The organism is Enterococcus sp. LJL90 (assembly GCF_056924355.1).
The window spans coordinates 155,570-170,440 of sequence record NZ_JBXPBQ010000003.1; the positions used below are offsets into that span (position 1 = coordinate 155,570).

A 14,871-nucleotide genomic window follows, 5' to 3' on the forward strand; every position below is an offset into this window, starting at 1 on the left:
TCAATGAAAAGAGCAATTCGTGTCGGAATCGACGTAGGTGGCACCCATACGAAAGCTGTCGCAATTGATGGGGATACCTTTGAAATAGTTGGAATTGGTTCAGTTAAAACGACCCATGATGATGAGTTGGGAGTTTCCGCTGGCGTGGTGCAGGCTTTTGAAAAATGTTTGACGCAAAATAACATCTCTCCGGATGAGGTGATGTTCATCGCCCATAGTACCACACAGGCGACCAACGCCCTTTTAGAAGGGGATGTGGCGGTAACGGGTGTTATTGGCATGGGCAATAGCTTTTTAGCTAAACGCCAATCAGTGATTAAAGATATTATTTTAGATGAAACCGGCAAGCGCCGGATTGAAACCCATAATAAATATATTCCTTTGAAAAAATTCTCTAAAGACGTCGCCAAACGGACAATGGAGGAATTGTTAGGCGAAGGAGCCGAGGTTATTGTGGCTTCCAAAGCCTTTGGGGTGGACAACAAGCGGCAAGAAGAAGAAATCGCCGCTATCGGTAAAGAGATGAATGTTGAAGTTTCACAGGCTTCTGATATTAGTAAGATGTATGGTTTATCCAAACGAACTCGGACGGCGGTAATCAATGCTTCAATTCTGCCAAAAATGTTTGAAACAGCCGACAGCACCGAAGACAGCGTGCGCAAAGCCGGCATCAAAGTTCCGCTGATGATTATGCGGGGGGATGGCGGTGTTATGGACATTAATGAAATGCGCAAGCGGCCGGTATTGACGATGCTCTCCGGCCCAGCAGCCTCAACAGTTGGCGCCTTGATGTATCTAAAAGCCTCCAATGCGATTTTCTTTGAAGTTGGTGGGACTTCAACCGATATTGGGGTAATTAAAAATGGTCGGCCGATGATTGATTACTCAGTAGTTGGCGGACATAAAACATTAATTAGTTCTCTTGATGTTCACGTTTCTGGTGTGGCCGGCGGGAGCATGGTGCGGGCCGACAAGACGAGCGTTGTGGCGGTTGGACCACGGTCAGCCCATATTGCTAAACTGCCGTATGCCGCTTTTTCAAAACCAGAGGACATTATCAATCCTAAAGTTGTCCATATTCAACCATTAGAAAATGACCCTTCCGATTATGTCGCAATTGAATCAGAAAATGGACAGCGATTTGCCATCACGGTAACCTGTGCTGCCAATGTCTTGGAATTGGTGAAGGAAGGGGATTATTCTTTCGGGAATTACGAAGCCAGTTACAAAGCGATGGAGGCCTTAGCTAAGGATATCGGTAAATCAGTGGAGGAGACTGCCACAGAAATTATGGAACGGGCTTCAGATGTGGTAATCAAAGTTATTAATTTCTTAGCAGACAAACATAAAGTTGAACGGGATCAAATTTCTCTAGTTGGCGGTGGTGGCGGAGCAACATCATTATTGCCATATACGGCCAAGAAAATGGGCCTAGGCTATGACATTGCCCAACATGCCGAGGTTATTTCTTCGATTGGAGTGGCTTTAGCGATGGTTCGTGACGTGGTAGAACGGGTAATTCCTAATCCAGCGCCACAGGACTTAGAGGATATTCGTAACGAAGCGATTCAATCTGCAACGAAATCCGGTGCTTCTCCGGAAACCATCGAAGTTCAAATGGAAATCGACTCACAGACTAATAAAGTGCGGGCGATTGCCACGGGTTCAACTGAAGTTAAAACAACTGATTTATCAGCTAGTGTTGATGAAGCTGAAGCGAAGACATTGGTTGCTAAATCAATGCAGGTCAGTGAAGAAAAAGTTTATCTAGTGGCTGAAAATGAGTATTTCTTCTGTTTCGGTACGATGAAGGGTACGAAGGATGAGCAGCAGGAATTACGGATTATTGATAAAAAAGGCTTTATTAAGATTCAACGGGCTGATGGCGAAGCAACGAAAACAACCGTCGGCGGTATTCGCAATGTAGTGGATAAATATTGGGAAGATTTGGCAGTCTATAAGAGTGATATCAAGCTGGCACCAGATATTTATCTTTGTATTGGAGCGAAGGTCGTGGATTATACTGGGATGCTCGAGCTTTCTCAATTGCACATGGTGATGGATACTGAATTGATGCAGCATGGTGGTCGGGAAGAGGTCATCGTTGTGGGCGCCCGGAACAATCTATGATCGGCGAGTTATGGCGAGCCTTCAAAGGCTCGCCAGAGGAAAAACTGCAGCTATTACAGCTGCAGGAAAGTGCCTCCTTTAAAAAAATTCCCTCTGATGAGATTCCTGAGCTGATTGCCAAAGCAGCAGCAGATGGCAAAAATTTAGCGGCGAGTGTGGAGCAAAAATTTCCCGACTACAGCTTGGCTGAGATTTTAAAATCTCAGCAGTTGAAGGTTAGCTTTGCTGAACTGCCAATTTCTGAAAAATTTATCTCACTGGGGGCCTTCGAGCTACCAAACCAGATTACGATCAATCAGAGCTTTCAAACAAAAGATGCCTATTTTAAAAAGGCTGGCCTACCAGAGCTGCTTTTTGAAAACTGGCAGCAGGTAGCAATCGCCCATGAGCTGTTTCATTTCTTTGCCGAGCCAGAGGAGCTCTTTGTTAAATCTTATCGACTGTCGCTATGGAGTCTGGGCTTTTATCAGCACCAGACAAGTATAGGAAGTCTTGAGGAAATTGCGGCTATGGTTTTTGCTAAAGAACTTTTACAGCTAAACTATTATCCTTATCTGTTGAATCTCTTTTTACCAGCGGCTTTTTATCCGCAGGAAGCTGAGGGGCGACTAACTAAACTATTTAAACGCATTGACTAATTTAAAATCCGCAGAACCGGCTATTCTCAGCCAGTTCTGCGGATTTCTTATTGTTTACTTATTTTTTTGCAGGCGGCGTTGCTGCCGTTGTTCTTTTTGCTGTAAATAGGCGAGCTCTTTTTGCAATTTCTGATAATTTTTTAGTACCTCAGCTGGTAACTGGCCGGTGGTGATGGCCTTTTTGACAGCACAATTTGGTTCCGTCAAATGCTGACAATTTTTAAAGCGACATTGCTGGGCAAGTGCATCAATTTCATGAAACTGCTGCTCAAAGCCTTCACTTTGCTGTGCGGCTAAACTGATTTCCCGCATACCGGGGGTATCGATAAGCATTGCGCCATTTGCCAAAAGAAAAAGCTGCCGGCTAGTTGTCGTGTGCCGTCCTCGATCATCGTCGAGGCGAGTGCTTTGGGTAACTTGTTTTTGTTCCCCTAGCAATTGGTTTAATAAGGTTGATTTGCCAACGCCAGAAGAGCCAATAAAAGCGGCAATCGAGTGTGCTTTTAAATAAGGTGCAAATTTTTCGCGGTTGTCCTCTTGACTAGTAGTTAAAATCACCGGGACACCGACAAAACGCTGGTGCAAGTCGGCTTCAATCTGAGTGATTTCTGAAGCGTCCAATAAGTCAGTTTTGGTAATGACTAAGACGGGAATAGCACCACTATCCCACACAATAGTCAGATAGCGATCTAAACGGGAAAAATTCAAATCCTGATTGCCGCTGGTGGTGATAAAAACAGTTTCAATATTAGCGGCAATTCCTTGTTCATCTAAGCGGTTGCCAGCAACTTTGCGGGCTAAAAAACTTTTTCGCGGTAAAATTTCTTCAATTAAAAATGCCTCTTGGTCATAGAGACGACCTCTGACATAATCGCCGACAATCGGAAAATCAGCGGGGGCGAGTAGCTTCTGTCGCAGGCTGCCGGAAACTTTTCCTTTAACCGGGCCAGTCGACAATAAAATCTTTGCGATATCCTGTCCTTGGAAAATCACAATACCAATGTTTTTTTCTTCCATAAAGCCTCCTAAATTTTGCGGAGGTTTACACTAAAAAGGGAAACCTCCAATTTTTATTGCAGTAAATTTACTCATGATACATTTCCCCTTTCAAAAAAAGTTATTGGTTTTGTATTACCAAGTTTAAGTATAAAGATAGTTTCAAAATAAAACAATCGTTTTGTTAACGGATACAAATTTTTTTATCTAGATGTAGTCACTAAAGGAATTTCGCTTGTTTATTTTGTTTCAAAGCTGTATACTAGTAAAAAGAAAATTGTTTACTAAAAAAGGAAGGTGAAGAGATGGTTGGGATTAGAGATGTTGCGAAACGGGCACAAGTTTCTCCTGCCACGGTTTCACGTTTGCTGAATGAAGATCAGACTTTGTCGGTGACTGAAGAAACCCGCCAGCGTGTTTTGGCGGCAGTTAAGGAATTAGATTACCAAGTAAAAAAGAAAATTAAACGCAACGCATCCATTTGTATTATCACGCCGGTGTCTGAGGAAGAAGAAATCGATGACCCTTATTTTCGGGCGATTCGTTTAGGCTTGACACAGGAGGCGCGGCAAATGAAAATTGCCGCCAACCGGATTTTCCGGCTCAACGAGGATAAACCGCTGCCGGAAATTGATGCCTTTGGTGCAGTAATTGTGATGGGGCATTTGGCCAAAGAATTATTGGCAAAGCTTTATCAGCATAATCCCAATATTATTGTGGTGGACGATCCTTTGGCGGAGGAAAAATACGACATGGTCTACGTCGATATTGCCAAAGCGACTGAAAACCACTTGGACCGGCTCTATGATAAAGGCCATCGCAATATTGCTTTTATCGGCGGTCTGCGAAATAGCATGCAGGAAAATCATAAATTTAAGATATCAGATGATGATATTCGGGCCCAGACTTATCGCGATTGGATGGTGACCCGCGGCTTGAGTGAGAATATCCAAACATACTTAGCTGGCTGGGGGCCTTTAGATGGGATGCGTTTGGCGGAACAATTGATCGAAGACCATCAAGATAAATTACCCACAGCGATTTTAGTTGCTAGTGACCCTTTAGCCGTCGGTGTCTATCGAGCGTTGGCTAAAAATGATTTAACGATTCCTGAGGACATTGCGGTTGTTTCCTTTGATAATGTTGAAGTATCGGAATTTATGACGCCGCCATTGTCAACGGCGGACTTAAAAACCAGCGAGATGGGCAAAGCTGCCATTCGTTTAGCTTCAGAAAAGATTCAAGAGGTCCGTGGTTACCCAATTGGTTTAGTAATACCGGCCGAAATTATTGTTCGAGAAAGTGAATGATAAATTTTTAATAAACGCTGAGGAAAAGCCTTTGAACGCATAAGTTCAAAGGCTTTTTTGATTAGTAAAAAAACTTATGTAATTATTTTTAACAAAATTTGAAGATTCTATGAAAAAACTATTGACAATTAGTTTAGTAAACAATATGTTGTAAACAAGTTAAGTGGAAACGCTTAACAAAAATTAAACGTTTACTATATTAGGGGGACGAAAGAATGAAACGATTTACAAAAAATGTGTTACTGTCGGTTGCAGCTTTGGGATTGGTCGGCGGCTTAAGCGCCTGCGGTAGTTCTTCCAATTCATCCAGCGCTGACAGCGGTACTTCAGGTGATAAAGAAGAAATTGAATTTTTCTTTCAAAAGCAAGAAATGCTCGACACGATGAAGGAAATTGTGGCAGATTTCGAAGCCGAAAATCCTGATATTACTGTTAAATTAACGAATGTACCTGATGGGGCAACAGTGTTAAAAACTAGAATGGCCAGCGGTGACGTACCAGATGTTGTCCATGTCTATCCTCACCAACAAGATTTCCAAACTTGGGCTGAAAGTGGCGTGTTTGCTGATTTAACTGATACAGACTTATTAGATAATGTCAAAGACGGCGTGGCTGAAACCTATGCAATTGATGGGAAAGATTATGCTGTACCGTTATCCAATAATGCTTATGGCATTTTCTACAATGCCACTGCCTTTGAAGAATTAGGCATTGAAGCACCAACGACCTTTGCTGAATTTGAAGAAGATGTTCAAGCGATTAAAGATGCTGGTGAAACACCATTTGCAGCAGCTTTATCCAGTGATGCAGCCGGCTTTATGATTGGTTTTGACCAACTAGCTTTTGCTACGACAACTGGCGGCTATGACGAAGCTAATGCTTTCTTGTTGGATTCGCCAAAAGATTCAATTGAAGTCAGCGATCCAGTGATTCAAGAAGTTTTATCTAAATTAGATATCGTGCGGGACAACTACCAAGCGAATGCAGCTGGGGCAGCTTACAATGATTCAATTGCTTCATTTGCTAGTGGCGACGGCTTAATGTTAATCAACGGTACTTGGGCTTTACCAGCAATCCAAGCCTTGGAACCAGATTTTGAAATCCGCATGTTTGCTTTCCCTGGCGATGAAGCAGGTCAAGAATTAACAGCAGGTGCGGCTGACTTGGCTTTGGCTGTCAGCGAAACCTCTGAACATAAAGAAGCATCAGAAAAATTTGTTAAATTTGTGTCTAGCGCAGAAGAAATGCAAAAATACTACGACGTTGACGGCGGACCAGTTTTAGTGGATGGCGTCGATACAGAAGGTAAATTCCCTGAAACAGAAGGTGTCACTGAATTGGTTGGTACTGACAATCAAATCGTGTGGTTGGCAAAAGACTGGTCCTCAGAAACTGACTTTGGTCTATTGACAGTTGACTACATTTTAAATGGGGATGCAGACCAATTTGTTTCTAGCTTGAACACATTTGTAGATACGATGAAATAATTAAAGATTGAAAGAGGTTAAACCATGAAAAAGAAAAAATCCTATAGCTGGGGATACTTATTTATCATCGTCCCTTTGATATTACAATTAATTTTCTTTTATTTTCCAATGTTTCAAGGATTCTTCTATAGCTTCACCGATTGGACTGGCTTAACTCCTGATTTCAATTTTATTGGTTTTGATAATTTTAAAGCAATTTTATCAGATGCAAAATTCACCAGCGCAATCAGCTTTACCGTGATTTTCACGGTAGGGCTGATTGTCGGTGAGATTGTAATCGGTATTTTTATCGCCCGGGTTTTAAATAATAAATTTAAAGGCATCGGTTTTTTCAGAACCCTTTACTTTTTCCCGGCTGTTTTAAGTACGGTGACTCTAGGTTTGATTTTCCGACAAATTTTCAGCTATGGCCTAACGCAAATTGGTCAATCCTTTGATATTGAGTTTTTAAAGGTCAATCTTTTAGCCAATGAAAAAACGGCGATTGCCGCCGTTCTGTTTGTCGCATTGTGGCAAGGAATTGCAATTCCAGTCGTAATCTTTTTAGCTGGTTTGCAAAGTATTCCGACGCAAATTCTTGAGGCTGGTAAAATTGACGGAGCCAATAAATGGCAATCCTTTACCCATATTGAACTGCCATTTTTACTACCATCAATCAGCATGGTCTTTATCATGGCCTTGAAAAATGGCCTGACTGCTTTTGACTTGATTTATTCCTTAACCGGTGGCGGCCCGAGCAATAAGACCACATCAATCGGGCTATTAGTTTACAACTACGCTTTTAAGAGTAATAAATTTGGTTATGCCAATGCCTTAGCGTTAGTCTTATTCTTGATTGTCATGGTGATTTCACTGGTGCAAATCAGAATATCACGGCGTTTTGAAATTTAAAGGAGTGAGTCAGGAATGAAAACAAAGAAGAAAAGTGCAATTTTTAATTATTTATTCTTATTCGTTGGAGCAGTTCTAATCTTAATTCCTTTGATTTTGACAATTACCAGCTCCGTAAAAGAAACAAAGCAAATTCAAACCGATTTTCTGGGACTGCCGAGTCCTTTGACTTGGGATAACTTTACCCGTTTATTAGATGACGGCATCAGTCAATATTTCTTTAATTCTGTGACGATTACCGTCGTGTCGATTCTCTTGATTTTGCTCTTTGTACCAATGGCAGCTTACTCAATTGCCCGAAATATTTCAAAGCGCAAAGCTTTTGCGATTTTGTATACCTTATTGATTTTGGGGATTTTCGTGCCATTTCAAATTATCATGATTCCGATTGCCAGCTTGATGACCAAGCTGAATTTATCTAGCATCACCGGCTTAATTATTTTGTATCTCGCCTACTCGGTACCGCAGACGTTGTTTTTATATGTGGGCTACATTAAAAATACCGTACCGGTGGATATTGATGAAGCGGCGGAAATTGATGGTGCCGGCAAGCTGCGGATGTATTTCCAAATCATCTTCCCCTTGATGAAACCGATGCATGCGACAGTTCTAATTGTCAATGCTTTGTGGATTTGGAATGACTTTTTGCTCCCTTTGATTATTTTAAACAAGGATGCCTCCAACTGGTCCTTGCCATTATTCCAATACAATTACTCCAGTCAATATTTAAACGATTTTGGGCCATCTTTTGCCTCTTACGTGGTGGGGATTGTCGTTATTTTAATCGTGTATCTGGTCTTCCAAAAGAATATTATTTCCGGTATGACCAATGGCTCTGTCAAATAAAACAGTAGCAGTAAACTTCCGCTGTTAGCTTAAATAGCTGATGAGTTTCTTGATAAAATCGCCTCGGCAGTCTTTTCATCAATCGCAAGATTCGTTACAATGAAGGGGAGCTTGTTGAGGTAATTGAACTTTAAAAAGTTGCAATTAATAACAATCAGGATTTACTGATGACAATAGTTAAAAAACGAAGTTGATCCTCAGCAGAAGCTGTCTCACATTTCAAGCGGTACGGGTAATTTCAGCTGAGGAATTCACGGATAGAAAAAATTGCGGGGATCGGTTGAGTATCTTCGCCTTTTTTTTCAAAAAAATTACATATTGGTACCATCTAGGAGGAGAATTTATGAAAAGTATTCGCGTGGAAAATGGGGTCTTCCATCTTTCCAACCAGACCATTAGCTACCTTTTTTATATTGAAGAAGGGGGCATCTTGAGCCATTTGTATTTCGGCAAAAAAATTGCAGACTATCAAGAGGGCTTTCGCTTTCCGCGAGTGGATCGGTCGTTTGCGGCTAATTTGCCAAATTCAACTGAACGGGTTTTTTCTTTAGATACTGTCCTGCAGGAATTTCCCGGTCATGGAAATGGTGATTTTCGTGAGCCAGCTCAGATGATTCGCCATCCGGATGGCTCGACGATTAGTGATTTTCGTTATGATTCATATGAAATTATCTCCGGTAAGCCTAAGTTAAAAGATTTACCGGCGACTTATGTCGAAGCCGATGCTGAAGCGGATACTTTAAAGGTGACGTTAAAGGATGAAGTTGGTGGCTTGTATTTGGATTTGTATTATACAATTTTTGCTGATCAGCCGCTTGTTTCCCGTTGGAGCGAATTGCGCAATGTCGGAGAGCAGACGGTCCACATTCAAAAATTGGCCAGTAGCAGTCTTGATTTTCCGAAAAGAGATTTGGAGTTGCTGCATCTTTGCGGCAGTTGGTCCAGAGAGCGCACAATTGAACGGGAAGTAGTCCACCACGGCATCAAAAAAATTGATAGCAAACGGGGTTCCAGTTCCCATTTTGAAAATCCTTTTGTGGCTTTGTTAAGTCCCCATGCAACTGAAACAGTTGGCGATGTCTATGGTTTTTCTTTAGTTTATAGCGGTAATCATGAAGCGATTATTCAAAAGGATGCCTACGATCAAACACGGGTTGTAATGGGCATTAATTCCTTTGGCTTTGACTGGCCGCTAGCTGCCGGTGAAAGCTTTGTGACTCCAGAAGTGGTGATGGCTTATTCGAGTCAAGGCTTGAATCAAATGTCTCAGGCCTATCATGAGCTGTATCGCAATCGTCTAGTGCGGGGCAAATTCCGCAATCAAGAGCGGCCGATTCTGGCTAATAACTGGGAAGCAACCTTCTTTGACTTTGATGATCAAAAAATTATGGCAATTGCCGATGAAGCCAAGGATTTAGGCGTTGAATTATTTGTCTTAGATGATGGCTGGTTCGGTCACCGGGACAGCGATGATTCCTCGTTAGGGGATTGGGTGGAGGACCGCCGCAAATTAAAGCATGGCTTAAAGGCATTAGCTGAAGCAATTAAACAAAACGGGATGCAATTTGGCCTGTGGTTTGAACCGGAAATGATTTCTGAAGATAGCGAACTGTTTAAAGCGCATCCCGATTGGGCCTTTCACGTACCCGGTCGGCCAATGTCACCGGGACGGGGCCAGTTTGTCTTAGATTTTTCCAGAGCCGACGTGCGGGAAAATATTTTCCAGCAGATGAAAAATATTTTAGATGAGGTGCCCATCGATTATATTAAATGGGATATGAATCGCAATATGACAGAGGTTTACTCGAGTTTATTGACAGCAGAGGAACAGGGAACAGTTGCCCATCGTTATATGTTAGGGCTTTATGATTTGTTAGAAAAACTGACTCAGGCCTATCCTGATATTTTATTTGAAAGCTGCTCTGGCGGCGGCGGCCGTTTTGATCCAGGGATGCTGTATTATATGCCGCAGGTTTGGACTAGCGACAATACCGATGCGATTTCCCGCTTGAAAATTCAATACGGCACCAGCTTGGTCTATCCGATTTCTAGTATGGGGGCTCACGTTGCAGCGGTGCCGAATCATCAAACTGGCCGGATTACGAGTTTACAAACTCGGGGAGCGGTGGCGATGTCTGGGGTCTTTGGTTATGAATTAGATTTGACAACATTATCGCCAGAGGAAAAAGCCGAATTTAAAGAGCAGGTAGCTTTTTATAAAAAGCATCGGCAATTGATTCAATACGGAGAATTTATCCGTTTACGCAGTCCCTTTGAAAAAAATCAAACGGCATGGATGTTTATTGCCCCAGACCGCAAAGAAGCTCTCGTCTTTTATTATCAAACATTGGCCGAAGCGGTTGCGCCTTTTGAAGTGTTGCAATTAGCCGGCTTGGACGCCAAGTATACCTATCATGTGACTGGCGATGGCCTTGATTTAAAAGCGAAGGGGGATCAGCTGATGAATTTAGGACTGTATATGGGCCTGAACTTTAACGGTGATTTCCAATCGAGTATTTTACATTTGCAGGCGCAATAAAAAATGTGAAAAAAGTAAATAAGAGCTTGGTGCATTCTTCGAAGTTTGAGAAGGATTTGCCAAGCTTTTTTTTGCGGCTGCAAGTAGCATTTAGCCACCGGAAAATCCCAATAACACAACAGCCTTCAAACATGGTAAAATATGGACAGTTTTTAAAATCTTTGCAAGGCTGACAGCAAAGTCAGCTTGTGTTGCACCTTTTACGGAGGAATCAATCATGAAAATGAACGTGGAAAGTTTTAATTTAGATCATACGAAGGTTAAGGCCCCTTATGTGCGGGTGGCTGACCGCAAGACGGGCGGAAGTGGCGATGTCATTGTCAAATATGATGTGCGTTTGAAACAGCCTAACCAAGAGCATATGGAGATGGCGGCGCTGCATTCTTTGGAACATTTAACGGCGGAATTAATTCGTAATCACGCAGATTACATCGTGGATTGGTCGCCGATGGGCTGTCAAACTGGATTTTATTTGACTGTCTTAAATCATGAGGATATAGCTGAAATCATGGATGTTTTAGAGCTGACGATGAAAGATGTCTTAACTGCCACCGAAGTACCTGCGAGCAATGAAATTCAATGCGGCTGGGCAGCTAGTCATACATTGGCGGGCGCCCAAACTCTTGCCGAAGAATTTTTAGCGAAACGGTCTGAATGGGGCCAAGTATTTGCTTAATTTCCTAAAATGAAGAAGTCGCCGTGCTTTTTTAGCACAGCGGCTTTTTATTTTTGCCCAAAAAGCCTTCTATAGAGTAAAATGGTGAGACTAACAAAGGAGCTTAGCGAATGAAAGAACGGGTAGTTTTATTTAGTGATGCAGTTATTGCAATTATTTTGACGATTATGGTTTTGGAATTGCCGGTGGACCTCCATAGCGGCGTGATTAATTTTCCTGAATTGTTTCGCGGAGTAGGAATTTATTTTATCAGTTTTTGTTTTGTGGCTAATCTTTGGTTTGAGACGGCCCAAAGCTTTAATAAAGTTGAACGAGTCACCAATCGCGACTTAGTTATTTATCTTCTTTCACTGTTCTTCTTATCGTTAGTACCGATGTCGACGGGACTTTTAATTGAAGACACGAATTCTCAGGTGATGCTGATTTATGGCGTGTTGACACTGATTGTTTTGTTGTTGACGCAATTTTTGATTATGAGTCTGACAAAGCAAGCTATCGCCGAGAAAAAAGTGGAGGCCTATCAAATTGAAGTCTTGAAGGGGCGCAATCGAATCGATGTCGGTCTGCGTTTAACCTTACTGATTATTGGGCACTTTTTTGTGCAGATTGGTCTGGTAATTTATTTGATTCTGCCGATTGTTTCCTTTTTGCAAAATATTGTCGATCGAGAAGAAGACAGTTTGGTCAAGCAGATGGATGGCGAGCAAAAGGAATATTATTTGCAGGAGCGAGGTCAAGTCTGGGGTAATCCTATGAAAAAATATTCCCAGCTGCTGCGTAATTCACTGCAGGAGTATCAGCAAAATGGCGAGCGGCCGGACGCTCAGTGGTGGAGTCAATTTAATCAGCAGTGGGAGGCTCAATTAGCCGGCCAGATTCAACAGACAAAAGAGCGTTTGGCAAATAGTAACGCTTCTGAAAGAAATCATTTAGAGCATGAGCTGCAACGGCTGACCAGCGAACAGGAAAAATTTCGCAAACGGGTGACCATGATGCAGCAAAATCAAGAGCGGGGCTTTCAGCGGCAGCAACACAAACAACAGCAGCAGGAAAGACACCGCAAGCCTAAAAAATAATTTTTATAGTTTAGATAATTTTAGTTAGAAGATTTTAACAGACAGCTTTTTAGCTGAGCTGACGGAATTTCTTCAAAGTAATCGGGTTATTTGGTATGATTAGGGAGTATCTAGGAGGAACGAAATGAGAATATTTGAAATTGTGCTGTTGGTATTAATCTTCATCAATACGGTGTCGGCGATTATTACCGTTTTTCGAAAGCCCCGCAGTATCGCCAGTGTTTTGGCCTGGCTGTTAACCTTAGTCTTAATTCCGGTGTTGGGCTTTATTTTGTATGCCTTTGTCGGCCGCGGTTTGACTAACCGCAAAGAGTTATTTGGGAAAACTGATGTTGAAAAAAATGAGCTTAAGGATATTCGCCGCAGTATTTCTCAAGACAATCATCTGGTGAATAATGAAAACATCGAAGCAGATAACTTAAATCTGCAATCGCTGATTCATTATTTCAGCAATATGGATGGGGCGCCTTTAGCAAAGCGGAATGAATTAAAACTTTTTACAGATGGACAGGAAAAATTTGCGGCGCTGCTAGAGGATATCCGTCAAGCCAAGGATACCGTTCATGTTGAATATTATGCTTTTTTTGATGACCGCATCGGCAATAAATTATTGAAGGCTTTAACTGAAAAAGCCAAAGAAGGCCTTGAAGTCCGCGTTATTTACGATCCGTGGGGCGCTAATTCAAAGCCCAAATGGTTTGATTCCTTTAAAGCGGCTGGCGGAGAAGTGGCGGCTTTTATCACGTCTAAGAATTTAGTGTTAAAAACCCGCTTGAATTATCACCTGCACAGAAAAGTTGTGATTATAGATGGAGAAATCGGTTGGACCGGCGGCTTTAATGTCGGCGACCAGTATCTAGAGATGACCGAAAAATTCGGTTATTGGCGGGACACTCATCTGCGAATGAAGGGTTCTGGCGTGCGCTCTTTACAGGAAATTTTTATCATGGACTGGAATGCTTCAATTTCAGATAAAAGTCGCAAGCTGCCTTACAGCGGAATTTATTTTCCGGAAATCGACCAGGATTGTCCGGGAACCTCAGCTGTCCAGGTGGTCGCTGATGGTCCCGATTCCAGCTTTGATATTATCAAGGGCGGCTTTATCCGCATGATTTTAGCGGCAAAAAAATCGGTCTGGATTCAAACCCCGTATTTTATTCCTGATGATAGTATGGTGACGGCGCTTTTAGTAGCGGCCCATTCGGGGATTGATGTAAAGGTGATGATTCCCAATAAACCGGATCACCCTTTTATTTATCGGGCCACCCAGTACCATGCAAACTATATGCATCGGCTAGGAATTAAAATCTATCAATATGATGGTTTGGATAAGCGGGGCGGCTTTATGCATGCCAAAACGATGGTGGTGGATGATGAAATTTGTACCATCGGCTCCACCAATCAAGATACCCGCAGTTATTCACTAAATTTTGAAGACAATGTTTTTATCTATGATCCGGATTTCGCAGCCCAACTCGGGAAGGTTTTTACAGAAGATATGAAGAACTGTATCCTGCTAACCGATGAAATTATTAAAAAGCAATCGCTGTGGCTGCGCTTCAAGCAAAGTTTTTCCCGCTTGCTATCGCCGATTTTGTAGCATTTAAGTAAAGTTTTTAAAGCGAATATAACGCAAAAAACCGTCAGCTTTTATTTAACAGAAAGCTGATGGTTTTTTGCTATGCAATTGTAAGGGAACTCATACTAAAAAAATTTCTGCCCTTTAAAAAAGTTCCAGCGCTTTTTGGGCAAAGCGCTCGCCGAAAATCGTAAACATTTCCTGAGCTTCTTCAAAGTGATTGCCGACTGCATCCAAGGCGACAGGGCCGTGATGGATAAAGGGCTTGCCTAAGGCTGAGCCGCCGGAATAGACGAGCATGCCCTTCGTTAGTAAAATGCCCGTCAACGCCATAATAGCAGAATCACTGCCACCTTGCGCGTAATGGGCAGTGGCAAAACAGCCGCCTAATTTGCCGCCAAGTTTTACGGAATGATTGGTGGTCAGCCATTCCAATACTCGCCAATGGGCCGTTGCGAGATAGGTCGGCGTGCCAAAGATAATTCCAGCGCAGTCATTTAAATAAGCGACATCCAACTCTTCATCTAAAGAAAATAAACGCACCTCAACAGGCGAAGCGCTCATTCCTTGAGCGATGCATTCCGCCATTTTTTTGGTATGTCCTCCGTGGGTGTAATAAATAATCGCAAGTTTCATCCGCTGCTCCTTTTGTTCGTTTCTTTAACTATAGGATTTTTTTCACAAGATAACAAGATGGTAAGGC

At 42.3% G+C, this 14,871-nt stretch carries 12 protein-coding genes; 10 read left to right on the plus strand and 2 right to left on the minus strand.

Annotated features, from left to right (window positions below; genetic code table 11):
* Positions 1–3: 3 nt before the first annotated feature.
* Positions 4–2,130, plus strand: a complete 2,127-nt coding sequence (locus tag AC1Z3S_RS08990) for a hydantoinase/oxoprolinase family protein (protein ID WP_461740092.1) — start codon at positions 4–6, stop codon at positions 2,128–2,130.
* Entirely contained in the window at positions 2,127–2,768 is a 642-nt protein-coding gene (locus AC1Z3S_RS08995) for a hypothetical protein (protein ID WP_461740093.1), read from the plus strand. Before AC1Z3S_RS08990 ends, AC1Z3S_RS08995 begins: the two co-directional genes overlap by 4 nt.
* Before the next feature lie 54 nt (positions 2,769–2,822).
* Here the strand turns inward: AC1Z3S_RS08995 and rsgA are convergent, their stop codons facing one another.
* Complete coding sequence (rsgA, locus tag AC1Z3S_RS09000; RefSeq protein ID WP_461740094.1) at positions 2,823–3,785, minus strand: ribosome small subunit-dependent GTPase A; 963 nt, start codon at positions 3,783–3,785, stop codon at positions 2,823–2,825.
* A gap of 284 nt (positions 3,786–4,069) precedes the next feature.
* On the opposite strand from rsgA, the gene AC1Z3S_RS09005 reads away from it, so the two are divergent.
* From AC1Z3S_RS09005 to cls, 8 genes are all read left to right on the plus strand, one after another.
* Positions 4,070–5,074: a LacI family DNA-binding transcriptional regulator gene (locus AC1Z3S_RS09005; RefSeq protein WP_461740095.1), complete on the plus strand. Its 1,005-nt coding sequence runs from the start codon at positions 4,070–4,072 to the stop codon at positions 5,072–5,074.
* 215 nt (positions 5,075–5,289) lie between these two features.
* A complete protein-coding gene (locus AC1Z3S_RS09010) occupies positions 5,290–6,561 on the plus strand; it encodes an extracellular solute-binding protein (protein ID WP_461740096.1) in 1,272 nt (423 codons plus the stop codon).
* 24 nt (positions 6,562–6,585) lie between these two features.
* Positions 6,586–7,452: a carbohydrate ABC transporter permease gene (locus tag AC1Z3S_RS09015; RefSeq protein WP_461736187.1), complete on the plus strand. Its 867-nt coding sequence runs from the start codon at positions 6,586–6,588 to the stop codon at positions 7,450–7,452.
* Between the two features lie 15 nt (positions 7,453–7,467).
* Positions 7,468–8,298 carry a carbohydrate ABC transporter permease gene (locus tag AC1Z3S_RS09020; protein WP_461736188.1) on the plus strand — a complete coding sequence of 277 codons (831 nt, stop codon included), beginning with the start codon at positions 7,468–7,470 and terminating at the stop codon, positions 8,296–8,298.
* A 343-nt stretch (positions 8,299–8,641) separates the two neighbouring features.
* A complete protein-coding gene (locus AC1Z3S_RS09025) occupies positions 8,642–10,837 on the plus strand; it encodes an alpha-galactosidase (RefSeq protein WP_461740097.1) in 2,196 nt (731 codons plus the stop codon).
* 217 nt (positions 10,838–11,054) lie between these two features.
* Positions 11,055–11,513 carry an S-ribosylhomocysteine lyase gene (locus AC1Z3S_RS09030; RefSeq protein WP_461740098.1) on the plus strand — a complete coding sequence of 153 codons (459 nt, stop codon included), beginning with the start codon at positions 11,055–11,057 and terminating at the stop codon, positions 11,511–11,513.
* A 110-nt stretch (positions 11,514–11,623) separates the two neighbouring features.
* A complete protein-coding gene (locus AC1Z3S_RS09035; protein ID WP_461740099.1) occupies positions 11,624–12,589 on the plus strand; it encodes a TMEM175 family protein in 966 nt (321 codons plus the stop codon).
* Positions 12,590–12,713: 124 nt separating this feature from the next.
* The gene (cls, locus tag AC1Z3S_RS09040) at positions 12,714–14,189 is read left to right on the plus strand and encodes a cardiolipin synthase (protein ID WP_461740100.1); all 1,476 of its coding nucleotides are present in this window, start codon (positions 12,714–12,716) and stop codon (positions 14,187–14,189) included.
* A 123-nt stretch (positions 14,190–14,312) separates the two neighbouring features.
* On the opposite strand, the gene AC1Z3S_RS09045 is transcribed toward cls, so the two are convergent.
* Positions 14,313–14,804, minus strand: coding sequence for a flavodoxin family protein (locus tag AC1Z3S_RS09045; RefSeq protein ID WP_461740101.1), 492 nt, complete (start codon positions 14,802–14,804; stop codon positions 14,313–14,315).
* Between the last annotated feature and the right edge of the window lie 67 nt (positions 14,805–14,871).

Bases quoted from the DNA above. Each gene is read 5' to 3' on its own strand.
- AC1Z3S_RS08990 (WP_461740092.1), top strand. From the start codon at position 4: ATGAAAAGAGCAATTCGTGTCGGAATCGACGTAGGTGGCACCCATACG.
- AC1Z3S_RS08995 (WP_461740093.1), top strand. From the start codon at position 2,127: ATGATCGGCGAGTTATGGCGAGCCTTCAAAGGCTCGCCAGAGGAAAAA.
- rsgA (WP_461740094.1), bottom strand. From the start codon at position 3,785: ATGGAAGAAAAAAACATTGGTATTGTGATTTTCCAAGGACAGGATATC.
- AC1Z3S_RS09005 (WP_461740095.1), top strand. From the start codon at position 4,070: ATGGTTGGGATTAGAGATGTTGCGAAACGGGCACAAGTTTCTCCTGCC.
- AC1Z3S_RS09010 (WP_461740096.1), top strand. From the start codon at position 5,290: ATGAAACGATTTACAAAAAATGTGTTACTGTCGGTTGCAGCTTTGGGA.
- AC1Z3S_RS09015 (WP_461736187.1), top strand. From the start codon at position 6,586: ATGAAAAAGAAAAAATCCTATAGCTGGGGATACTTATTTATCATCGTC.
- AC1Z3S_RS09020 (WP_461736188.1), top strand. From the start codon at position 7,468: ATGAAAACAAAGAAGAAAAGTGCAATTTTTAATTATTTATTCTTATTC.
- AC1Z3S_RS09025 (WP_461740097.1), top strand. From the start codon at position 8,642: ATGAAAAGTATTCGCGTGGAAAATGGGGTCTTCCATCTTTCCAACCAG.
- AC1Z3S_RS09030 (WP_461740098.1), top strand. From the start codon at position 11,055: ATGAAAATGAACGTGGAAAGTTTTAATTTAGATCATACGAAGGTTAAG.
- AC1Z3S_RS09035 (WP_461740099.1), top strand. From the start codon at position 11,624: ATGAAAGAACGGGTAGTTTTATTTAGTGATGCAGTTATTGCAATTATT.
- cls (WP_461740100.1), top strand. From the start codon at position 12,714: ATGAGAATATTTGAAATTGTGCTGTTGGTATTAATCTTCATCAATACG.
- AC1Z3S_RS09045 (WP_461740101.1), bottom strand. From the start codon at position 14,804: ATGAAACTTGCGATTATTTATTACACCCACGGAGGACATACCAAAAAA.